General features: G+C 28.5%; 20 protein-coding genes. 2 read left to right on the top strand and 18 right to left on the bottom strand.

The window, feature by feature from the left end:
• The first annotated feature begins 650 nt into the window (after nt 1-650).
• Nucleotides 651-2,027, top strand: coding sequence for a hypothetical protein (locus DIC82_09050; protein AWK51155.1), 1,377 nt, complete (start codon nt 651-653; stop codon nt 2,025-2,027).
• Between the two features lie 294 nt (nt 2,028-2,321).
• Here DIC82_09050 and DIC82_09045 read toward each other — a convergent pair whose 3' ends face one another.
• From DIC82_09045 to DIC82_08985, 13 genes are all read right to left on the bottom strand, one after another.
• On the bottom strand, nt 2,322-2,996 hold the full coding sequence (locus DIC82_09045; protein AWK51154.1) for an orotate phosphoribosyltransferase: 675 nt from the start codon (nt 2,994-2,996) through the stop codon (nt 2,322-2,324).
• A gap of 49 nt (nt 2,997-3,045) precedes the next feature.
• Nucleotides 3,046-3,942 (bottom strand): dihydroorotate dehydrogenase, encoded by an 897-nt coding sequence (locus DIC82_09040; protein ID AWK51153.1) that lies wholly within the window; start codon nt 3,940-3,942, stop codon nt 3,046-3,048.
• A 23-nt stretch (nt 3,943-3,965) separates the two neighbouring features.
• The gene (locus DIC82_09035; GenBank protein AWK51152.1) at nt 3,966-4,709 is read right to left on the bottom strand and encodes a dihydroorotate dehydrogenase electron transfer subunit; all 744 of its coding nucleotides are present in this window, start codon (nt 4,707-4,709) and stop codon (nt 3,966-3,968) included.
• Nucleotides 4,710-4,925: 216 nt separating this feature from the next.
• A complete protein-coding gene (gene pyrF / locus DIC82_09030) occupies nt 4,926-5,801 on the bottom strand; it encodes an orotidine-5'-phosphate decarboxylase (GenBank protein AWK51151.1) in 876 nt (291 codons plus the stop codon).
• A 136-nt stretch (nt 5,802-5,937) separates the two neighbouring features.
• Nucleotides 5,938-7,134 (bottom strand): dihydroorotase, encoded by a 1,197-nt coding sequence (locus DIC82_09025; GenBank protein AWK51150.1) that lies wholly within the window; start codon nt 7,132-7,134, stop codon nt 5,938-5,940.
• Nucleotides 7,135-7,253: 119 nt separating this feature from the next.
• Nucleotides 7,254-7,685 (bottom strand): aspartate carbamoyltransferase regulatory subunit, encoded by a 432-nt coding sequence (locus tag DIC82_09020; GenBank protein AWK51149.1) that lies wholly within the window; start codon nt 7,683-7,685, stop codon nt 7,254-7,256.
• Nucleotides 7,686-8,612, bottom strand: a complete 927-nt coding sequence (locus DIC82_09015; GenBank protein ID AWK51148.1) for an aspartate carbamoyltransferase — start codon at nt 8,610-8,612, stop codon at nt 7,686-7,688.
• A 373-nt stretch (nt 8,613-8,985) separates the two neighbouring features.
• Complete coding sequence (locus tag DIC82_09010; protein AWK51147.1) at nt 8,986-9,762, bottom strand: serine hydrolase; 777 nt, start codon at nt 9,760-9,762, stop codon at nt 8,986-8,988.
• A 155-nt stretch (nt 9,763-9,917) separates the two neighbouring features.
• Nucleotides 9,918-11,015, bottom strand: a complete 1,098-nt coding sequence (locus DIC82_09005; protein ID AWK51146.1) for a 6-phosphofructokinase — start codon at nt 11,013-11,015, stop codon at nt 9,918-9,920.
• A gap of 361 nt (nt 11,016-11,376) precedes the next feature.
• Entirely contained in the window at nt 11,377-12,231 is an 855-nt protein-coding gene (locus DIC82_09000) for an undecaprenyl-diphosphatase (protein AWK51145.1), read from the bottom strand.
• Between the two features lie 81 nt (nt 12,232-12,312).
• The gene (locus DIC82_08995) at nt 12,313-13,290 is read right to left on the bottom strand and encodes a mannose-6-phosphate isomerase (protein AWK51144.1); all 978 of its coding nucleotides are present in this window, start codon (nt 13,288-13,290) and stop codon (nt 12,313-12,315) included.
• A 14-nt stretch (nt 13,291-13,304) separates the two neighbouring features.
• A complete protein-coding gene (locus DIC82_08990; protein ID AWK51143.1) occupies nt 13,305-15,107 on the bottom strand; it encodes a hypothetical protein in 1,803 nt (600 codons plus the stop codon).
• Nucleotides 15,108-15,352: 245 nt separating this feature from the next.
• Nucleotides 15,353-16,450: a redox-regulated ATPase YchF gene (locus tag DIC82_08985; GenBank protein AWK51142.1), complete on the bottom strand. Its 1,098-nt coding sequence runs from the start codon at nt 16,448-16,450 to the stop codon at nt 15,353-15,355.
• 441 nt (nt 16,451-16,891) lie between these two features.
• Between DIC82_08985 and pdaA the strand changes: the two genes are divergently transcribed.
• Nucleotides 16,892-17,779 (top strand): delta-lactam-biosynthetic de-N-acetylase, encoded by an 888-nt coding sequence (gene pdaA, locus DIC82_08980; protein ID AWK51141.1) that lies wholly within the window; start codon nt 16,892-16,894, stop codon nt 17,777-17,779.
• A 44-nt stretch (nt 17,780-17,823) separates the two neighbouring features.
• Here pdaA and DIC82_08975 read toward each other — a convergent pair whose 3' ends face one another.
• The 5 genes from DIC82_08975 to DIC82_08955 form a co-directional block, all read right to left on the bottom strand.
• A complete protein-coding gene (locus DIC82_08975; GenBank protein ID AWK51140.1) occupies nt 17,824-18,360 on the bottom strand; it encodes a hypothetical protein in 537 nt (178 codons plus the stop codon).
• 664 nt (nt 18,361-19,024) lie between these two features.
• The gene (locus DIC82_08970; protein AWK51139.1) at nt 19,025-19,672 is read right to left on the bottom strand and encodes a formiminotransferase-cyclodeaminase; all 648 of its coding nucleotides are present in this window, start codon (nt 19,670-19,672) and stop codon (nt 19,025-19,027) included.
• Between the two features lie 175 nt (nt 19,673-19,847).
• Nucleotides 19,848-21,077: a polymerase gene (locus DIC82_08965; protein AWK51138.1), complete on the bottom strand. Its 1,230-nt coding sequence runs from the start codon at nt 21,075-21,077 to the stop codon at nt 19,848-19,850.
• Nucleotides 21,061-22,227 (bottom strand): glycosyltransferase family 4 protein, encoded by a 1,167-nt coding sequence (locus DIC82_08960; GenBank protein ID AWK51137.1) that lies wholly within the window; start codon nt 22,225-22,227, stop codon nt 21,061-21,063. The genes DIC82_08965 and DIC82_08960 overlap by 17 nt, the downstream gene beginning before the upstream one ends.
• Complete coding sequence (locus DIC82_08955) at nt 22,228-23,535, bottom strand: glycosyl transferase group 1 (GenBank protein ID AWK51136.1); 1,308 nt, start codon at nt 23,533-23,535, stop codon at nt 22,228-22,230.

The raw sequence follows: 23,535 nt of genomic DNA, 5'->3' as shown, positions 1-23,535 counted from the left end.
CATTAATTTACCTCTTGTCAATGATATCTTTTATCATTTAATATTTGTTATCACCTTCTTCAAAGTATATTCATCCTCAAAATTATTTTCATTAAGCAAAACTTATTTTTGCATATAAAAAAACCCACTATCCAGGCTTTCATGCCCAGACGGTCGGCTTTCTTATAGTCATACTTCATGTGGTAAACCCACTTCCGTCAGTCATATGACTAGATTTCTTGTCATTATAATACTATGGAATAATTAATTTGTCAATAAAAATCAGTTGTTTTTCATCAGTTAATTTATGCTTTATTATATACATAAATTAATTTTTTCATTGTATTGCGCATTAATTATTGTTACTTTTTATTGTCTTTCAAATTATTATTTAATTTGAAAATTACTAATTGAATTTTTCAAATTATCATTTATACTTTAATATAAGTCAAATAATATATTGAAGTTTTAATTTAGTTTCATATGTGAATTATCAAATTGTTTCACATATCATGTCAATTATTTTTTTCATTTATAACATAAATTTAACATTTATAAAAATAAATTGACACAAACCGATGGTATAATTTTCTTATAAATGTGACCCTTGTGGTTATAATTTCAACTGAAAAGTTTCACTTTATACATAATTAGAAGGAGAGACGAAACATATGCAAAGGAATTTTAAAACATACATTTTCCCTCTTTTATCAATAATAACCTCTATACTTATAATTGGCCAAGCCCTTTCTTATTATAATTTTTTTAGAAATGATTTAATTATTATAAATAAGACTGTATACTCTAATTTGCTTCCTGAAAAGAGCTTTAACAGTCACTACACTGCAAAAATTAAGTTTGCAGATAGACCTGTAACAAAAGTTAATGATATAAGCTTAAATATATTAAATGAAACGAATATTACTAATGTACCTATGTTACTTAAAGCTCAAAGATATTATATTCCTATTAATTTTATTTGTAAGAAACTTAATTATACTATTGATACTTCTGACGGTTCTATTTCATTATCTAACAATGATACTAAAATAGAACTAACTGAAAATTCTTATACTAAAAATTCTGAGACAAGCTCTCTTCGTGGTAATTTGATAAATAGTAATGGAACTAATTATATTTCAATCTCAGATATAGAAGAACTTTTTAATTTAGTTGCTATCTTTGACTTTAAAAATAATAATATTAGTTTACTTCCTAGCAATGTTAAAGCACCTGAAGACTCTTCAGTATTGTATACTGACAAAATTGCTTTAATTAGATTTGAAGACTTTGCTTGTGGATATACAAATACTGTAGACAAAAATCAAGCAAAAGTAAAATGCATGGTGAATCTTCTATATTCTCAAGGTATGAAATTTCATGTTGGTTGGATTCCTAGATTTATGTCTCCTCCAGACAATATTGATAATGATCTATTAACAAATGATAATATAACAAATGTAGGATTTGTTAACGTGCTTGACTATATACTTAATAAAGGCGGAGAAATTGGACTTCATGGTTATACTCATCAACATGCTGATGAGATAAGTGGATCTGGCGAAGAAATGTCTAAAGATGTAAATAACACTATTCCAGAAACTAAATCTATAATTGAAAATGGAATTGATACTGCAAGTGCTTTGAATATTCCTATCTCCTTTTACGAAAGCCCTCATTATAGAGAAACTGAGCTTCAACGAAACGTTATTGCAGAATATTTTCAATTTATATATGAGCCTTTTGATTATTCACACAAAAATATATATACACCTGATGATTATCACTTATATGTCCCAGCGCCTTTAGGACGTGTTCATGATTCAGATGCTTCAGATATAATTAATGGACTCAATGATGATAGCCCTGACGTACTAAATAGTTTTTACTATCATCCATCTATTGAAATAGATTATATAAATTTTAATACTATAGGCAACAAACTAAATGTAACCTTTGATGAAAAGTCACCATTACAACAAATAGTTAAAACCCTTAAATCTGATGAATATACGACAGTTCATATTGATGCACTAAAAGATAAATAAGAAAATCTATACTACAAGTATTACGTAGCATAAAAATACTTGCAGTAATATCAAAAATTTAAGTTTAATACTAATACACCAGAAATGAAGGTCATGCTTTTGTGGAGGCGTTACATTAGAGGATTTAGCTGTAGATATTTCTTCAGTAGAAGTTGTTCCATTTTTACTTGTCCCAATGTATATTGGGAGCATGTAGAAATGGGTACAACTTCTACTGTTAGAAATTCACAGCTGAATCCTCAGTAACCCGAACAAATGCATGACCTTCATTTCGGTAATTTATAGCCTTAACTTTTATTTCGCTCCGTATTGTTTGTAATAGTCATCAATTCTTGCTTTTATTTCATCAGTTATAAGTATATTCCCATTAATTTCTCTATTATATAGGTATTCTATAACTTCAGTCATAGTAACTATAGCACAAGTTTTAAATCCAAATTTCTCTCTAATTTCAACTAATGCTGATTGCTCTCCTTGACCTCTTTCCATTCTATCTACCGATATTATAAGTCCTTTAACATTAACATTTCCTTGACTTTTTAAGATAGGCATAGTTTCATAAATTGAAGTTCCTGCTGTTGTAACATCTTCAACTATCAATACTTTATCCCCATCTTTTAATTTGCTTCCCAAAAGGATTCCTGTATCTCCATGATCCTTTACTTCTTTTCTGTTTGAGCAATACTTAACATCGATATCGAATGAAGTTGAAAGTGCTATTGCTGTTGTAACACCTAATGGAATACCTTTATATGCAGGTCCAAATAATACATCATAATCGTCTCCAAAGTTTTCATTTATAGCTTCTGCATAAAATTCTCCAAGTCTCTTTAATTGATTTCCTGTTTGATAATTCCCTGTGTTTACAAAGAAAGGAGTTTTTCTTCCACTCTTAGTAACAAAATCTCCAAATGTTAATACTCCACATTCTATCATAAAATCAATAAATTCTTTTTTATAAGCTTTCATCAATAATTCCTCCAATATTTTTTATTTTTAATATATGTGAATTGAACTTTTATATAATTCCAACTATTTCATTTATATCTTTTATACCTTGTTCTTTTAGAAATGCTTCGATTTCTTGAATAATTTCTTTTCCCGCCATAGGATTTACAAAGTTAATAGTTCCAATTTGAATTGCGCTAGCCCCTGCCATCATAAATTCAATAGCATCTTTTCCACTTGCAATTCCACCAAGTCCTATTACTGGTATCTCAACAGCTTTAGATACTTCATAAACCATTCTAAGGGCTACTGGTTTTATGGCAGGACCTGAAAGACCTGCTGTTATGTTATTAAATACTGGTTTTCTCTTATATATATCTATAGCCATTCCCTTTAATGTATTTATAAGTGAAATAGAATCTGCACCAGCTTCTTGGCATTTAAAAGCCATATTCACTATATCTTCTGCATTAGGAGATAACTTTACCATTAATGGTTTTTTAGATATAGTCTTAATTTTTTTTACTACATCATACGCTACATCTGCTTTAATTCCAAATGCCATTCCACCATGTTTTACATTAGGGCAAGAAATGTTAAGTTCAATCATATCTACATCTGTATTATTAATTTTGGTTACAGCTGCTTCATAATCTTCTAAACATCCACCTCCAATATTAGCTATGACATTAGTTCCAAGCTTTCTCATCTTAGGAAGTTCATTTAATATAAATGAATCTATTCCTGGATTATTTAATCCTACTGAATTCATCATTCCAGATGGCGTTTCATATACTCTAAGACCATCATTTCCCTCTTTAGGATTAATTGTAAGACCTTTAGACGATATCCCTCCAAGGATTCCAACATCATAAAAATTATTGTATTCTCCACCAAAACCAAAGGTTCCTGATGCAGCAATTACAGGATTCTTAAATTCTACTCCATTAATGTTTACTTTCATCATTTTATTATTCCTCCTCTGGCTTATTATAGTTCCACATAGTATCCATCAAATATTGGACCATCTTTGCAAGTCCTCTTATTCCCCTCTTTTGTTTTACAAGTGCATACTAAACAAGCTCCAACTCCACAGGCCATATGTTTTTCCATTGATACATATATACCAACATTTTTCTCTTTGCACATATCTACAACTTTTTTCATCATGATTTCAGGTCCACAACATAAAACTGTATTATAATCTTCTGGTTTTAAAATATCCGTAACAAAACCTTTATATCCATGCTTTCCTGTATTTGTAGATATATGAACTTTATTTACATATTCTTTTAATTCATCTATCAAATAAATTTCATCTCTAAAACCTACATATAAATCTATTATTTGATTTGCATTCTTTTCTCTTAACTTCTTTGCAAGCTCTAGCATAGGTGCAGTTCCTATTCCTCCTGCAACTAACGCAACTTTTTTGTAATCTTTTTCTAAATCAAATCCATTTCCAAGAGGTCCTGTTAAGCTTATTTCATCATTTTCTTTAAGCTTTATATATTCTTTAGTTCCAGCTCCTACTACTGCATATAAAAATGTTAGCTTATTTTCATACTTTTCGCATATACTTATTGGTCTTGGAAGGAATGTCGCTCCATTAAGTTTAAGCATATAAAATTGCCCTGCTTTTATTTCGCTATCATCCTCTACAACTAATTTATATATATCCTTTGAAATTTCTTCATTTGAAATCACCTTTGCATCTCTATAAGTTATAGCCATGTCCTGCCTCCCTATATTCAGTTAACAGTTAAGAATTAACAGTCAACAGTTTTGGATGAAATTCTTACAGAATTTCTAAATTTTATATTTTGATTAATAAATATTTACTTTTTTATTTATGAAATAATTTTTGTTATTAATAATTTTCTAATTGTACTTTGCAACTATTTTATTACAAATCCTCTTCCGAGGATTTGTTTACTTAATTGTTAACTGTTAATTGTTAATTCTTAATTGACTTCTAATTTCGTCTCTCATCTTTATAACTTCTTCTCTGGCACATAATGCAAATTCTTCAGGTTTATTTTCTTTCTTATAAGCAAGCAATATACCTCTTGAAGAATTAACAACACCACCATTTCCGTTATTTAAATATAATGCAACATCTTCTGCTTTTCCGCCTTGTGCACCGTATCCTGGAATTAAGAAGAACATACTATTATAGTTTGCTCTTATCTTCTTTCCTTCTTCAACATGAGTGCATCCCATAACTCCACCTATTGCAGTATATCCACATTTTCCTGTGAAGTCTTTTCCCATTTCACTTATCTTATCTGCTACAACTTCATAAACTTTTTTATTATCACTAACATCTAAATATTCAATATCCTCTGCTCCTGGATTAGATGTTCTAACCAAGCTAAATACTCCCTTATTACCTTTTTCTAAATAAGGTAAATATGGTTCTATACTATCCATTCCCATGTATGGACTTAAAGTTATAAAGTCAGCTTCAAAATCCCCCTCAAAATGAGCTTTTGCATACATTGTTGCTGTCGCTGCTATATCTCCTCTTTTTATATCTGCTATTATTATTTCATCTTTTCCTCTTAAATACTCTAAAGTCTTCTTATAAGCAGTTAATCCTTCTAATCCTAATGCTTCATAATATGCGATTTGAACTTTAAAACATGCAGAAACATCATATGTTGCATCTATAATTTGCTTGTTAAACTCAAAGATTGCTTCTCCTGGAGTTCTACCGTCCTTTATGTGATTAGGAACATAGTCTAATGCTGTATCTAAACCTACACAAACAACTCCTCTTTTTTCAACTCTATCATATAACTTATCCATTATGTAACTTATCATTTTAAAGTTCCTCCCTTTTTTTCAGTTAACAATTAACAATGTACAGTTAAAAATGATTGATGAAATTCTTTCAGAATTTCTTTAAATATGTTTTTCAAGTTCCATGGGAACTTGTTCCTTAATTGTTAACTGTTAACTATGAATTGTATCTTACTTCTCCACCCTTTATTGTCGTGAGTACTTCTCCATAGAATTCCATACCCTCAAATGGTGTATTTCTTCCCTTTGATGCAAATTCTTCTGAATTTACTTTTATTTTTTTATCTATATCTATTAAAACCAAATCTCCATCTGTCCCCACACTAATCTTACCTTTATTCATGCCTAAAAGTTTTGCAGGATTATAAGACATAAGTTGACTCAATTTATTTAAAGAAATATTATTTTCCTTAACTAATTTCGTATAACAAATTGAAAAAGCTGTTTCTAGCCCAACCATTCCTGGAGAACCTTTTTTCTTTTCTTCTTTCGTGTGTGGTGCATGATCTGTTCCTATTGTATCAACCACGCCTAGTTTTATAGCCTTTATTATCTCCCTTACATCTTCTTTTTCTCTAATTGGTGGATTAACTCTATAGTCATTTATATCTCTTGTAAGTCCAATGTGATGCGGTGTAATTTCCAAGGTAATATTGGCCCCATTCATTTTCCCATCAATAATATATTTAATACATTCTTTTGTGCTAACATGACACATATGTAATCTGGCTCCACTTAATTTAGCTAATTCAATATCTCTTAAAGTCATCATGTTTTCAGCTATTCTCATATCTACTTTTGAAAACTCTGGACTTTCTGCATGAGACATTATAACCCAATTATTTTTCTTTGCAATTTTCATGGCTTCAAGCATTGTATTTGAATTAGATATTCCAACTCCATCATCTGAAATTGCTTTAATTTCCTCATCATCTGCAAGTTCTTCTAAATGACTTAAAGTAACTCCATCAAAATTCCTTGTAACTGATAGACATTGGTGAATATCTATTAAATCAAGTTCTTTTGCTTTATTTCTCACATATTCTAAAGTTTCTTTTGATGAACATATAGGATTTGTATTTGCCATTAAACAAACTCCTGTATATCCTCCTTTTAGTGCCGCTCTAGAACCTGTTTCAATGTCTTCCTTCCAAGTAAGTCCTGGATCTCTAAAATGTGCATGAGTATCTATAAATGCCGGCATTAAAACTTTCCCATTACAGTTAAATATCTCTATATTATCTTTATGTATTTCCTTGCCTATTTCCTCTATTAACCCATTATTAATATATATGTCTCCTATAAAATCTTGAGTTACATCTACTATTCTTGCATTTTTAATTAACAGTTTCATATAACACCTACTTCCAATAATCAATGCTCAATTTACAATGTTCAAACATTGATTATTGAGAATTTACAATTAATTTCCAAATATAAATACAATTTTAATTTTGTTTATTTCTATAACCACTACAAATCTGATAATTTGGTTATTTCATCACAATATTCACATCTATATCTTCCATTTTCTTTATCAACTAAAATAAATGAATGTGGGACATACTCTTCTTGAATTGTTATACAACTTGGGTTTTTGCATTTTATAATGTTTTCCACTTTATTCGGTAGCGTTGGCATCACTTTATTAATGATTTTTTCATCTTTTACTTCACATATAGTTATTGTTGGTGAAAGTAATCCTAAAACAGTGTAATCAAGTTTATCACAATTTTCTATCTTTATTATGTCCTTTTTACCAAGTTTCTTACTATCTGCATTAATTATAAGAGCAACACTATAATTTTTAGTGTCTAACTCTAAATACTTAAATATCTTAACACCTATTCCGGCTTGAATATGATCTATTACTATTCCATTTTTAATACTCGTTATTTCAAGCATTTACATCACCCCCAAAAGTTTAATCATTAATGCCATTCTCACATACATTCCATATTCCGCTTGCTTAAAATATGAAGCTCTATTGTCTTCATCTACTTCATATGCAATTTCATTTACTCTTGGTAGTGGATGCATTACTATCATATCATTTTTAGCCATATCCATTTTACATTTATCTAATATGTAACTATCCTTAAGTCTTAAATATTCTTCTTCATTAAAGAATCTTTCTTTTTGAACTCTTGTCATATATAAAATATCCAAATCTTCAATTACATCTTCTAGTTTCTCTACTTCTACATATTCAATATTGTTCTTTTCTAAAATTTCTTCTCTTATATATTGTGGTACTGCAAGTTCTTTTGGTGATATTAATACAAACTTATTATTCTTATATCTTGACATTGCCTTTATAAGTGAATGTACTGTCCTACCAAATTTTAAATCTCCACAAATTCCAATAGTATGATTATTCAAACCATTCTTTAAGCTTGTTATTGTAAGTAAATCTGCTAAAGTTTGAGTTGGGTGCTGATGTCCTCCATCTCCTGCATTAATTATTGGGACATTAGAATAAATACTTGCAACTTTTGCTGCACCTTCTTTAGGATGTCTCATAGTTATAATATCTGAATATATTGATACCATTTTAATAGTGTCAGATAAAGTTTCTCCTTTTGAAATTGATGTTGAACTAGGTTCTGAAAAACCAAGTATTTTACCACCAAGTCTCATCATTGCTGCTTCAAAACTCAATCTAGTTCTTGTACTTGGTTCATAAAATAAAGTAGCTAAAATTTTCCCATCACATATATGAGAAAACTTTTCTGGATGTGCCATTATTTGATGCGCTAAATTAAATATTTCATCTAATTCTTCTATTTTAAAATCCATAGGTTCTATTAGATGTCTAATACTTTTTGTCATTTTATCACCACTCCTTGTTAACCTCTCTGTACTAATTTAAACATATCTAAAAAAATAACAAGTCAGTATGCTAGTATGTTTGACTCGTTATGTTCTTTCACATGCCTTAAAGGGAAAAAATTATACAATAATATATAAAAAAAGCCCCCTTTAAATTAAAGGAAGGCATAATAATCCTAATAGCTGTTATCATATAACTTCCTTATTGACTTCTCTGAATCAAATTAAAGGTTATTCTTTGTGTAAGAATAACATTTCTTTGAAGTTGTGTCAATAATAAATTATTCAATATAAATTTTACTTTATAAAATCAAATCTATGTGATTATATGAAAATAACTCCTAGCTTTCTAGGAGTTATTAGATTACTTAATCTAAAAATTATTCATTACGCTATCCCACATCATTTTACCACACTTTGCAAGGGTTACTGTTCCATATACACTATTAGGAATTCCCATTGAAAGAACTGTAAATGTGAATGATCCCTTTTGAACATGAATTAATGCTGTATCATTTTCTACACTAGTCTTATCACCTGTTTTACTTGAAATTTCATATTTTAAATCGTCTGGTATATAGAGAGCTAATTTATTTTTCATTTGTTGTCTTTGTAATATATCCATAAGCATTGTGCTATTTTTCTTATTTAAAAAACTTGAATTATATAAGTGCCTCCATATCTTGGCTAAATCTAAAGCACTTGTTATATTTTCAACTCCACTGCTTGCTGCTCTTTCATCTGAAGTCCTTCTATTCAATTTGGTATTTTTTAATCCTTGAGCTATTATATCTTCATTTATGCTATCAATACCTACCATATCTATAAGTTTATTTGCCGCTGTATTATCACTTTGTATAAGCATTGCAACTAATAATTCAAATATAGTGTATTCTCTATTATCAAATTCATGTAATATTCCTGTTCCATAAACTTTATCTTCTTCTTCGATTTTTATCTTATCTAAAAATGTACCTTTTCCATCTTCAATATACTTTATTACAGAGACTGCTATTGGAAGTTTCATGCATCCAGCGCTTGTCATCTGTACATTTTCATTATATCCAAACGTAAATCCACTTTCTAAATCTTCGAAAAAAAATGCATATGTTCCTATTCTAGATTCTAAATATCTTTTAATTTCTTTCATAATACCCACCGCTTTCTAAAATACTATTAATGTCATTAGGTATCTTAGGCATATTTAAAAAATAAGTTAACCAAACTATTGGACTTGTTATTTTCTTTCATATGCCTTATGAGCACTAGAATATCATTCATAAATTAGTACTCATTTTAAATTAATTAATCAGCAAATGATATACCTGTTTTCTTTGCTATAATTACCAATTCTCCATTTGGATCTACTTTTTTATTATTTCCAATAACATTTTCTAAACTATCATAAGTAACTTCATTCCCCTTTAGGCATACCATATTTCCAAAGTTTCCTTCATTGATAAGCTCTACAGCTGCAACTCCATATCTTGTTGATAATATTCTATCAAATGTACATGTAATTCCACCTCTTTGAATGTGACCAAGTACTGTACATCTGACTTCTCTTTCTTTAACTAACTTTTCTAGATCCCCTGCTAATTTGTTTCCAATTCCACCAAGTCTAATTGGATCTGGGCTATCTGTCACAATTTTAGCTACCATAACTTCACCATCCTTAGGTTTTGCACCTTCGGCTACAACAATTATAGTAAATAACTTCCCATTCTTTTTTCTATCTTCAATCTTTTCTACAATTTTATTTATATCATATGGAATTTCCGGTAATAAAATAACATCAGCTGAACCAGCTATTCCTGATTCTAATGCTATGAAACCTGCATTTCTTCCCATAACTTCAAGAATCATAATTCTATGATGTGATTCTGCAGTTGTATGCAATCTATCCAAAGCTTCAGTTGCAATATCAATTGCAGTGTTAAATCCAAATGTTATATCTGTTGATCCTAGATCATTATCTATAGTTTTAGGAACACCTATTACATTAACTCCTTTTCTTGAAAAATCTCTAGCTGATGTTAATGTTCCATCTCCACCAATGACTATTAAAACGTCTACACCTTCTTTTCTCAAATTCTCAACTGCTACATCTGATACATCCTTTTTAACCGTTTTTCCGTCTTCTTCTATTGTATAATCAAATAAATTATCTTTATTTGAACTATAAAGTATTGTTCCACCTCTCGATACAAGACCTGATACTGTTGATAAATCTAACTGAATAAAATCATTGTTATATAATCCTCTATACCCAAATCTATATCCAATAACTTCATATCCATAATTTAATATTGCTGACTTTGTCACAGCTCTTATAACAGCATTCAATCCGGGGCAATCTCCTCCCCCAGTTAATAGAGCTATTTTTTTAATATCTTTAGTCATTTCTTAATTCCCCCTATACCATGATCTTGTTTTTAAATAATCACTAAAAGTAAATTATCATTATTTTCTGACTATTTACTTAATGATATCATAAACTTTAATTTATTTAAAGCATTAATTTACAATATATTCATTCTTTAAATAAGAATTCAAGTTAGTGCATCATGTGCATAACGGATTCATTAAAATAGCATTTTTATTAACATTTTTTTATTTTGCTTTTCAAATTTCTTCTTACATATTAACTTAAAACATATTTAAAAAATAACAGACCAATAGCTTTTATATTGGATCTGCTATTTTCTTTCATATACCTAATTATGAATTATTTATTGCTTTTAAAACAACGCTTTTTTATAATTTAAATTTTTAAAAATCCAAAGAACATAAGTATGGCAAATACTATACCCGCACCTATTCTATATACAGCAAATACTCGCATAGGTCTCTTTTTTAAATAATCTATGAACTTCCTCATTACAATTAGTGCAACAATAAATGCTACAACAAATCCAATTATCAAAGCAAGTGCATATTTTAAATTCATTGTTGAATAATCAAATTTTATTAAATCTAATCCTGATGAACCAACCATGGCTGGAATTGCTAAGAAAAATGAATATTCAGCTGCGACAGTAGTTGAAAGTCCTGCTATCCAACCACCCATTATTGTAGATGCACTCCTTGACATTCCTGGCCACATAGCAAGACATTGAAAACACCCTATTTTAAAAGAATCAATAGGTGTTATTTTATCTATATCTGTTATTGAATGCTTCTTTTTTCTAAACTTATTTTCAATTACTATTAAAAGAATGCCTCCAACAATAAATCCAATAACAACAGCTCCTACTACGAATAATGATTTTATTTTGTCATGTAAAATCAATCCTATTATTAGAGCTGGAATTGATCCAACAATAATATTAATTCCAAATCTAAATCCAACTTTGCCTTCTTTCCCATTTGTAAATATATATTTTAAAAAATCAATTACACTGTCTCTTATCTTGTCCCAATATAAAACTACAACTGCAAATATTGCACCTAATTGAATTACAACTTCAAACATACTTACAAATGGTTCTTCATTAAAATTAATAATACTTCCTGCAAGAATCATATGTCCTGTAGAAGATACTGGAATAAATTCTGTCAGCCCTTCAACTATTGCTATAATAATAGCTTTAATTATAAATAAAATATCAAATCCCACTTAAATATCACTCTCTTTCTATTAATTAATTTATTTCAATAATTAAGGAGCAACTTTTAGTTCCTCCTTAAATTTTTATTACTATTTTTCTATTATACTTAATACATCTATTTCTTCATTTTTTACATTAGGTACATAACTTTTTAACAAAGTAAAATCTCCTATTAATTCGTAATCTCCAAGAGTTGCTGGAATAAAAATACTATCTCCTATATGTATCTTTACTTCTCCATCACTATATTTTATTACACCATTTCCTTCAACACAAGTGAATAAATAAAATCTTTCTTCATCACTCTTTTCCTTTGCAGATGTATTAACTTTATATTTTTGTATTGTAAAATATTCTCCTAAGCAAAGATATGTTTTGTCATATCCATCTTTTTTTATTAATATACCATTTGAATTCTTTCCTTCAAGAGAAAAATCTATTACCTCTAATGCCTTTTCAACATGTATTTCTCTTCCTCTATTATAGTCATAAACTCTATATGTAGTATCGCTGTTTTGTTGAATTTCAGCGATCAAAACGCCTTCACATATGGCATGCACAAGTCCGCTTTGCACATAGAAAAAGTCCCCTTTTTTAACTGAAATTTTATTTAAATACTTATCTAAGTTTCCTTCATTAATTGCTTTACTAAATGTTTCTTTATCACAATCCTTTGTTCCAACTATTAATGAAGCTCCTTCTTCTGCATCTACTACATACCAAGCTTCTGTTTTTCCGGAATCTTTTTCTACTCTGTTTGCATATTCATCATTTGGATGAACTTGAACTGAAAGTTTATCTTGAGCAGTTATTAATTTAATTAAAAGTGGAAATTCTTTTTTATCTATTTCTTTTCCTAAAAGTTCTTCTCCATAAAGTTGTATTATTTCATCAAAAGTTTTTCCTTTTAACTCACCATTTTCAACTTTACCTGTACCATTTTTATGACAAGCAATATCCCAACTTTCTCCTATGACACCTTCTGGAACATTATCTCTAAATTTTTCTAGGTTTTTTCCTCCCCATATTCTTTCATAATATAGGTTTTCAAATTTAATTGGATACATATTACTTCCCCCTACTAATAAAATAATCTAAGGTCTGGTACTGTTAGTGTTGCACCATTTCTTTTATTGTATGCATCAGACAGATTTTTAACTCTATTATAATTCTCGGTTATTGTATCTTTATCGTCAGCACTTGTTTTTTCATTTATTCCATCATATGCTGCTTTTAAATTAGTCATACTTCTATCTACATCACCATCAATTGCTATGTAATAGCACCCTGCATTATTTAATGTTAAAATATCATTTTTATCAATAGAATATGCATTTCTTATTTCTTTAAGTGCTTCTTCACTTTTTTCTGCATTTAAATATACAGTTCCAAGTGCTCTATGATATTTGATAACTTTATCACTTATTGAAATACTCTTTTTTAATAACTCTATTGCTTCATCTTGTCTTTGATTATTACTTTTTATTAATGCCATATTGTAATATATCTCTGCATCATTTGGTTTTATTTTTGAAGCTAAGTCATAATAATATAATGCCTTAGTTGTGTCCTGCATTGTATTCCCATAATATTCTGCTATTTTAATAATAATATTATAATTAAATGGTTCTTTATATAAAGCAGTTCTAAAATATGGTTCTACTTCTTCACTCTTATTTTGTTTTGCCATTATTTCAGGTATTAGAAATCCATAATTATCTGGATAATCTTTGTCCATAACTATACTTTTTTCGCAATTTTTAAAAGCGTCATCGTACTTTTCATTATTATAATCTTGCCATGCCGCAGCGTGATATCCTATAAATGAGTTTGGATCTTTATTTATTATTTCATCTAAAACTTCTTTTGATTTTTCTATTTCTCCCATATTTTGATACATATTAGATTTAATAAGCATTAGATTTGTATTTCCAACATCTTCACTATCCAGCTTATCAACCAATTCACCAGCTTTTTCTGCGTAATCTTTACTCATAGAGTAAATCTTAGCTCTCCACATTTTATATGCAAGTTCATTAGGTTCTTTTTCTTCAAGTTTTGAAATTTTATTTAAAATATCAGCTTGATCATAATCTGCAATTTGAGCTATAACATCAAATGTTCTCACTTCATTTTTATCTTTATACCAAGCATCTTTTAACAATGCAAATCCTTTATCAAAGTCATCAATTAACAAATTCATTCTAGCCAAAGCAGCTAAATCACTTGCAGTTTCATCACTTATTGGATATTTATCAACTATTTCCTTTGCCTTAACTTTGTTACTATTTGCAAGACAAATAGTGAACATTGTTTTTAATAAATTCTTATCATCTGGATAATCTTGTAGGAATACTTCCCCATATTCTAAAGCTTTTTTATCGTCACCATTCATAAGAGCTGTAAATGCTATATAATTGGTTAATTCTCTATCTTTAATTTCAAGTTTGTCCTTTTCTTCCTTTTTCGTATCTATAATTTTATTTCTAGTTTCATAAACTTGTTCAAGCATCTCATTTGATTTTACAAAGTTTCCTTCAACAGAATAAATTTCAGCGATTTTTACATTCCATATAGGCCAGTCCTCTTTTTCTTGAAGTTTTGTATAACCAGCAATTGCCGCCTCATATTTTCTATTATAAAAATCTGTCTCTGCAGTATTAGTAGCAATCGATACTTCATCTTTATTTGTCCCAATATTAGATTCGACCACTTCATTAATCCCCATTATTATACTTAAAGATATAATAATAGTTATGATTGGAATAAAATATTTATTTCCTTGTAAAATACTTATCTTTTCTTTTATGAACGTTGTATTTCTTTTCAAGACACTTATATATTCTTTTAAAGCACTTATATATTCTTCCCTTGATCTTTTCACGAATAAATCACACCTTACTATTATATTAAGCTTAGACTTGCACTTTATTTTAACAAACTTTAGTATAAAAATCTACATTTTACATAATATTCATTCAATTGTAACTATATATTCATAAATTTATCAGTAATTAAAAATTCCACTGAAAAAGAGCAAGATTTTTAACCTCACTCTTTAATACAATTTATTTACTTATATAGATACATACCCTGCTTCTAAGTTATACTTATACTATAAAAATATGCCTATACATTAAATCTAAAATTAACTACATCTCCATCTTGCATTATATAATCTTTTCCTTCAAGTCTAAATTTCCCTTTTTCCTTAGCTGCTGCTTCTGAACCACATTCAACTAAATCATCATATCCAACTACTTCAGCTCTAATAAATCCTCTTTCAATATCAGAGTGAATCTTACCTGCCGCTGCTGGTGCTTTAGTTCCTCTTTTAATTGTCCACGCTCTAACTTCTTGAACTCCAGCTGTTAGGTAACTCATAAGACCAAGTAATTTATAGCTAGTTTCAACTAATTTATCTAGTCCTGATTCATCTAATCCATATTCGCCTAGCATTTCAGCTTTTTCATCATCTTCAAGTCCTGATAATTCTTCCTCAATCTTAGCACTTACAACCATAACTTCTGAATTTTCTTCTGCTGCGTACTCTTTGACTTTTTTAACATAATCATTATCAAAGTTACCTTCCATAACATCATCCTCAGAAATATTACAAGCATATAAAACTTTCTTTGAAGTAATTAAAAATAAGCTTTTTGCAAAAGCGTCTTCTTCTTCTGTAACTTCTAAAGTCCTAACAGGTTTATTGGCTTCTAATTGCTCCTTCATTTTTTCCATGATTGCATATTCAAATTTTGCAGTCTTATCTCCTGATCTTACAAGTTTTAATGATTTCTCCATTCTTCTTTCTAAAACTTCTAAATCAGAAAATATTAATTCTAAATTTATGGTTTCTATATCACGTATTGGATCAATAGAGCCATCAACATGAACAACATTACCATCATCAAAGCATCTAACAACATGAACTATTGCTTCAACTTCTCTAATATGTGATAAAAATTTATTTCCTAATCCTTCACCTTTAGAAGCTCCCTTAACTAATCCTGCTATATCATAAAACTCTATTGCTGTGTATACCTTTTTCTTTGTATTATACATTTTTTCTAAAACTTCTAATCTCTTATCTGGAACACTTACAACTCCAATATTGGGTTCAATTGTACAAAATGGATAATTCGCTGATTCCGCCCCAGCTTTTGTTATCGCATTGAACAATGTGCTCTTACCTACATTCGGTAAACCTACCATACCTAATTTCATCTATGTACATTCCTTTCTAACTTCTAACTTTTAATTTAGGCATATTCAAAAAATAACAAGTCAGTATGCTAGTCTATTTTGTGTCATACTTCGTCAGCATGTTCACCTAATAGCCTGCTATGAGGTAAACACACTTCCTCGTCTGACGCAAAATATACATCGCATCTTTGACTTGTTATTTTCTTTCATATGCCTTACCTTTAAAAATTATACTCTAGAACATTTTTTATTTCAACTCTAACTTCAGAATACCTATAATCGATATTTAAAGATTTCATTTCATATCCATAGGGTATATGGCAAAGATTCCTTTTAGTTAAGGTATATATATAATTTACCATGGTTATTCTTTAATAAATTTGAAATACTATGAATGATTAAGCATTAAGTTATCAATATAAAGCTTATGCCAATACTATTTTGAAGATTGAAGGTGAAAAAATGAAAAAATCAATAAAATCTTTTATTGCTCTTTCTTTAATTCTAGATCTAATTGTAATTTCTCCAACCCAATATGTAAGTGCTACAAGTAATGAAGATATTGATGCAAATGAATGTTTTCAAGAAGATGGAGTCTTGGGAGATATTTCAGATATTGATAATATAAAAGATATCTTTTCCTCTTTCAGCGATGAAGACGAACTTAACTGGTATTATGTTGGAAAAGGGAAAGGTCAAATCGCAGAAGCACCAAGAGAATCTATTGATTTTCTTAAAGAAAACTCTGCTTATTACTTAGGTGATACTTCAAATAAAGTTTTATATCTTACTTTTGATGAAGGATATGAAAACGGTCATACTGGGCAAATTCTCGATATACTAAAAGAATATAACGTACCTGCTGCATTTTTTGTTGTTAAACCTTACATTATTAAAGAGCCTGAGCTAATTAAGCGAATGGTTGATGAAGGGCATATAGTTGGTAATCATAGCGTACATCATCCTTCTATGGCACAAATACATGACAACGAAAAATTCAAAGCAGAGCTTAATGGTGTAGAAGATGCCTATAAAGAACTTATTGGAGAAGATATGCCAACCTTCTTTAGACCTCCAATGGGGAAATATTCAAAAGAATCTTTGCAATTGACAAAGGATTTAGGATATAAAACTATATTTTGGAGTTTTGCTTATAAAGATTGGCTAGTAAATAATCAACCGTCTGAAAGTTATGCTTTAGAAAAAATATGTAAAGGAGCTCATCCTGGTTCTATAATGCTTTTACATGCAGTTTCAAATACAAATACAAAAATACTCCCAACAGTTATTAAAACTTTAAAAGAAGATGGCTATGAATTTAAATCATTAAATGATCTACCTACAGAATAAGAACATCCCCTCAAAACAAAAATTGTTTTGAGGGGATTTATTTATTACTTTGTGTGTATTTTATTTGTTAGATTTTTTACGTCATCACTTACTTTTATAGAAGAATTTTTCATTAGAATAATATTATTTAATGTATTTAAATCTTGAGAGCTATAGACACTATGATTAATTGGATAACTCTCGCCCTTAGAATTTTTGCTTTTATTATTTTTGCTATTTTTATTACTTTTATTGTCATTACCGTTAAATCCAATTGTTAAAAAATCTTTTTTCTTAGTTTTAGTTTCATTTCCTTTTGAAATATAAATAGCATTGATACTACTATATTTTATTGATTTTATCAAATCATTATTTTTATAAAATTCCACATTATTTTCTTTAAGTATTATATCTTGATTGTATTCTACTAAAACTGAAAGTGCAGTTATTATCCCAGTAAATACAAATATCCATAGAAGAACGCTCTTTGGTCCGTCTGCAATAATTCCAAACATTATTCCCATTGCTATTTCAAGTATTGAAACACCTATCATTACACCATTTCTTTTTTTAATAACAATAGGAAACTTTGTACCCTCCATTGTCTATTCCTCCTTTAGATTATTTAGTTCTACGTATTTCTTTCCAATTAATAATTATACGTATACATATCATACTATCAAATATTATATACCATATATACAATATTTTTCAATACTTGTACATATTATTATCCAAAAATTTAAATGTATCAAATTTTAATATAAGTGCAAAATACTTAATAAGATACATGAAAGGAGTGATTAATATGCCAAATAAAGAAGGGGCCATTAACTCTATACAAAAAGGTGCAAGAAGACAAAAATTACATGATAAACAAGATAACCTTGGTGGAAATCATAAAACTAAACCTGAATATACAAATTTTGAAGGAAAACCTATAGACTAAGGCACATGAAAGAAAATAACAAGTCCAAAATGCCATGATTATTTTTCATCAGGTAAGGAAGCAGATTGGTCTCATAGCGAGCCTATTAGGGCAATCTGCTGACGTGAGCAGTGAACCCAAATCTATGATTTGGTGTGAATCGCTTACTCAGTGAGCGTATGCGAATCGAGCTTCCAATGATGGAAAATAGGCTTGGTAGATGGACTTGTTATTTTTTTGATTGTGCCTAAATTAAAGAGATACTTAGTAATAATTTCAGTAAAACTAAGTATCTCTTTATACATATAAAAAACAACAACACATCAAAAAGCATATTATTAATTAGGATAAATAACACTGTTTACATCTTCAGTAATAGAATTCTTTTCTTTAATTGATTTGTCCATAATTCCTTTTAATTCATTGTCAACTTTATTAAAGAATTCTTCACTTCTAAGTGCATTTAAATTTACTTTAACATTCACTATAGAGCTTTCTATAGCGCTATGAAGTAAAATTGCAGAAATGGCCAAATCCGATAATAACATTTTATTCCCATACTTAGCCATAATTTTTAGATTCTTATAAAATTCTAAGCTTTCTCTCGCTAAAATTAAAGGTGCTTCCATAGATTTCATAGTATTTTCTTTTATAGCTAATGCTCTTCTTTCTTTATCTTCTTCAGTATCCTTCGATAATTTATAAGAATCCATTAATTTCAAAAAATTTTCTCTATCTTCTTCCATAAGTTCTAAGCTTCTTGATGTAAATTCTTCAGACTCTTTTTTAAATTTATCTATAGTTTCTTTTTCGTTATTTTCTAAAGCCATATAATTTTTTTTACCTACTGTTAATGAATAAACCATAGAATTTAGTGCTCCTGATAATGCAGCAATAAGTCCAGCTACACTACCACCACCTGGTGCAGATAAATCTGATCCTAATTCTTCTAAAAACTGTTTAATACTTTCATCACAAAATTTCATATGTTGTTATTCCCTTCTATTTTAGTATTTTTTATCTTATGTCTAAGGAATGTGAAAGAAAATAACATACATCTCCCCAGACAAGATACTTTATCACCCTTGATTTTATTACTTTAACTAAATTTAATTAAGGGTATTAACTCTAATTCAAAAATTCAATTTTATATAAGTCTAATTATTGAATATTCTTATTATCCAAAATTGACACTAAACACCCTAAATATATCCAAAATATCATAGAAATAAAGCTTACTATATATATTAATGTACTTTCGAATAAATTTACCGCAAGAATTCCAACTACGAGTGAAGTTAATGTTGTCATTTGAAACTTTTCTTTCCTCTTTAGTTTATCTAAGCGTTGTATTATGAACATTAAAATTATCCCAATAAAAGTAAGAAATAATAATAATGAAATAATACCATTTACAGTTGCTATTTGCACATATATATTGTGTAATCCTCCAATTTCTAATCCAGGTAAATCATCAGTTTCACGTGCACCTTTAACAGCATCTACAAGTTTATTATTGCCAACGCCATTTAAAGGATTCTCTTTTATTACAATAGCTGCTGAAGTCCAAAGGCTACTTCTTCCACTCGTAAAATCTCTAATATTATCTTTATATGTTAAGAATGTTCCACATATTAGTATTGGTATTAATATAAATACAATTCTAATATATTTATTTTTATTGTATACAAAAATAAATGTATATACTACAGCTATTACTATTAGCAAAGCACTTCTTCCGTGTTCTCCCATCATGATTATAGTCTGCAATATTATATTGAGTATCAAGAATATCCTGATTTTATGGTTTTTAGATATGTCATAAATATAAATGCACATAACAATAGCTAATGCGGCTGCTATTGCAATTGCATTTTTATTTTCAAATACGCCACCATTAACGCCATTAAATTCAAAAATAAAATCTCCAAGTTTAATTTTCATATCAAAAAATTTCATTATCAATGATATACTAGAAGCAATAAACATAAAAATAACATAAAAATAAGTTATTATGTTCATCTCTTTAATAATAGTTTTTTTACATCTAAAAACATCTACTGTAAATATTATGACAAACAAAATTAAGTTAATCATCCAAGTTTTTATATTATCAATACTTCTGTAAGAGATAATATTTAGTAATAATGTAATTATCATAAAGATTCCCAATGGAATATCAAACTTATAAATCTTTCTTCTTTTATAATCTTCAATTATCATAATTAAAACTAAAATTATTCCCCACGCTAATGCTATATACTTTAATATCATTATTCCTGGCACATACTTTAAAATAGTCACAAATGTTAAACTTACAAACAAATATAACAACTTAAAATAAAATTTATTATCTACAAAATCATATATATTTTTAATTATTTCCTTCATATGCTTTTTTATACACTCCCTTTAGCTTTTCAACTAATACTTTTTCTGAATAGCTAAAAATTGCTTTTTTACTTATTTTATATTTATCATACATTTGATAATTGTCTTTTATAGTTCTTAACGCTTTTGTTAAATCCTCTACATTCTTCTTTTTAGCTATTATCCCATTGTATTCCTTTATTATATCTTCTGCACCACCATTATCAGCTCCTATAACAGGTTTTCCACATGCAAGAGCTTCAATATACACAACTCCAAATGTCTCATGTTCAGATGCCAGAACAAACGCATTGCATCTTTTCATTTCCTTAGAAACGTCTTCTCTTGACAAGGTTCCTAAAAGTGTTATCTGATTATCTATCCTTAACTCTTCAATAAGTTTCTTTAATGGTAATTTAAGTGAACCATCTCCACCTATTCTCAATGTTACCTTTTTATCTTTAAAAGCTACAGTAAAAGCCTTAATTAAACATTCCATTCCTTTTCCCTCTTCAAGGAAAGCACATGAAAAGAATTTAAATTCTTCAGTATCGTTTGAATTCTTATCTTCAATATTTTCATCTATACAAAATAATTCCAAATCAACCATATTATTAATCACTTCAATAGGTCTATTTACATATTCCATCAGTTCTTTCTTTAGTCCATTTCCAACTGCAATTAAACAGTCTGCATTTTTATAAGCTTCATAAATATATTCTTTATAACTTTCCTTAACATACTTAGCATATTTAAGCGATGAATGTTCCGTTATTACTAATGGAATATTATATTTTTTACTTATAAAAGCTGCTGCTATTCCACCCCAAAAGGCTGAATGAGCATGGATAACATCAATCTTACCTTCTTTTTTAACAATTTCTTGATAAAGTTTATCCATCCTTCTATTAAAAATCTTAAACATCAGTGAAGTTTTAGGCAAATAATTATAATCTTTATATCTATAAGTTCTGAGATTATCTTCCACATTAAAGTTTATCCCGTGCTTTTCATGAATCTTCCCAATCAAAGTGATTGGCCAAATCTCATTATATGCAACAGTAATTTTTTCATTATTATTTGCAAGAGCTTTAAATTGCTCCTTAAAGAAGCTACCATGAATTTTATTTCTTGAAGAAGAATACCAAGATGGAATGACCATTATATGCATTTAATCACTTCCTTCTAAGATATTGTTTAATCTCTCAACTATTGAATTCCATTCATAATTTAAATCTGGTGCACAATCTATATCCTTACTTTTGTGCATTTTTATTAATGTATAAATTTTATCTTTTATTCCTTTAGTATTATTTTCAGTCACAATACATTTTTTATTATCTTTTACTACTCTTTTAATAGGATCATTTTCATCCCCATAAATTACAAGTATTCTGCCTTTAGATCCAAAGTATTCATAAATTTTAGCCGGTATTTGTTTGGAATTTTTATTTCCAAATAAAAGCAAAACTTCTCCATGTAGCATATATTTAAGTGCTTCATCAAAAGGTATTCTAGGTGATACTTTTGCTACATCTAAACTTTCTAGTTTCTTTTTACCTTCTATATCATCTATATTCCCAAAAAATAAAATATTTAGCATACTATATGCTTCTATATCTTCTTCCTTTATTTCTTCAATTGCCTTAATAAAGGGTTTTATATCTCTAAGTTTAGAAAATATTTCTCCAGTATAAATAATGTTAATCTTATCCTTTTCTATAAGTGTTGGAACTTCTTCATGAAATAATCTATCATATAATTTCGTATCAAAACCTCTGTTTAATATGAAAGTCTTTTTATGACCATCACTTAATGCTTTATAATCTTTTAAATATTCATTTTTATTTGCATCTGTAACAAATATAAATTTGTCTGCTAAGTTAACAATATCCTTTTCCATATTTTTCTCAAGTATCTTTTTAACAATAAAAGACTTTTCCCTTGTGGAATCCTTAAGCCATGGATCACTCCAATATGTAATCCACGGTATATTTCTATATTGTTTTTTTATATAATAAGCACATAAATGCGAAGATGGAGGTTCATGCATTGAAAATATAACATTAAAATTTTCTTTTTTCATTAAGTCTATTCCATATTTTCCTGCTTTTATTGCCCATCCATAATACATGTCTGGTATCACTACTGCATTTTTTACTCTTCTCAATATCTTTTTTGCATTACCATATTTAATGTTTAGCTTTAATTTATTAGATTTCACCTTAGAATCATTAATATTTTTAGGCATCAATTTTTTAAATACAATTCCACCATCGACAATATGAATTTTTATTTTATGGTCCATCATAGATCGAAGTGCTTCATCATAATATATTGAATCCTTTGGAAAATTGACAGTTAAAAGATGCACTTCATTATTATTAATTTCACTTAACTTATTTAAATATTGCAGCGTTTCAATGGCCGCTGAATTATTTATTAATGGAGAGTAGCAGGCAATAAACAATATTTTCAT

It is taken from the genome of Clostridium beijerinckii (genome assembly GCA_003129525.1).
GTDB lineage: Bacteria > Bacillota > Clostridia > Clostridiales > Clostridiaceae > Clostridium > Clostridium beijerinckii_D.
The sequence above is the reverse complement of the archived record's forward strand: the minus strand, read 5'-3'. Positions and strand labels throughout refer to the sequence as shown.

Excerpts from the sequence above, each read along its gene's own strand:
- DIC82_08970 (AWK51139.1), bottom strand. The coding sequence starts at position 19,672 with ATGAAATTTTGTGATGAAAGTATTAAACAGTTTTTAGAAGAATTAGGA.
- DIC82_09015 (AWK51148.1), bottom strand. The coding sequence starts at position 8,612 with ATGACAAAAAGTATTAGACATCTAATAGAACCTATGGATTTTAAAATA.
- DIC82_09035 (AWK51152.1), bottom strand. The coding sequence starts at position 4,709 with ATGGCTATAACTTATAGAGATGCAAAGGTGATTTCAAATGAAGAAATT.
- DIC82_09045 (AWK51154.1), bottom strand. The coding sequence starts at position 2,996 with ATGAAAGCTTATAAAAAAGAATTTATTGATTTTATGATAGAATGTGGA.
- DIC82_08995 (AWK51144.1), bottom strand. The coding sequence starts at position 13,290 with ATGTATCCAATTAAATTTGAAAACCTATATTATGAAAGAATATGGGGA.
- DIC82_09025 (AWK51150.1), bottom strand. The coding sequence starts at position 7,134 with ATGAAACTGTTAATTAAAAATGCAAGAATAGTAGATGTAACTCAAGAT.
- DIC82_08955 (AWK51136.1), bottom strand. The coding sequence starts at position 23,535 with ATGAAAATATTGTTTATTGCCTGCTACTCTCCATTAATAAATAATTCA.
- DIC82_08965 (AWK51138.1), bottom strand. The coding sequence starts at position 21,077 with ATGAAGGAAATAATTAAAAATATATATGATTTTGTAGATAATAAATTT.
- pyrF (AWK51151.1), bottom strand. The coding sequence starts at position 5,801 with ATGATAAGTTACATAATGGATAAGTTATATGATAGAGTTGAAAAAAGA.
- DIC82_08985 (AWK51142.1), bottom strand. The coding sequence starts at position 16,450 with ATGAAATTAGGTATGGTAGGTTTACCGAATGTAGGTAAGAGCACATTG.
- DIC82_08960 (AWK51137.1), bottom strand. The coding sequence starts at position 22,227 with ATGCATATAATGGTCATTCCATCTTGGTATTCTTCTTCAAGAAATAAA.
- DIC82_09050 (AWK51155.1), top strand. The coding sequence starts at position 651 with ATGCAAAGGAATTTTAAAACATACATTTTCCCTCTTTTATCAATAATA.
- DIC82_09020 (AWK51149.1), bottom strand. The coding sequence starts at position 7,685 with ATGCTTGAAATAACGAGTATTAAAAATGGAATAGTAATAGATCATATT.
- DIC82_08975 (AWK51140.1), bottom strand. The coding sequence starts at position 18,360 with ATGGAGGGTACAAAGTTTCCTATTGTTATTAAAAAAAGAAATGGTGTA.
- DIC82_09040 (AWK51153.1), bottom strand. The coding sequence starts at position 3,942 with ATGATGAAAGTAAACATTAATGGAGTAGAATTTAAGAATCCTGTAATT.
- pdaA (AWK51141.1), top strand. The coding sequence starts at position 16,892 with ATGAAAAAATCAATAAAATCTTTTATTGCTCTTTCTTTAATTCTAGAT.
- DIC82_09005 (AWK51146.1), bottom strand. The coding sequence starts at position 11,015 with ATGACTAAAGATATTAAAAAAATAGCTCTATTAACTGGGGGAGGAGAT.
- DIC82_09010 (AWK51147.1), bottom strand. The coding sequence starts at position 9,762 with ATGAAAGAAATTAAAAGATATTTAGAATCTAGAATAGGAACATATGCA.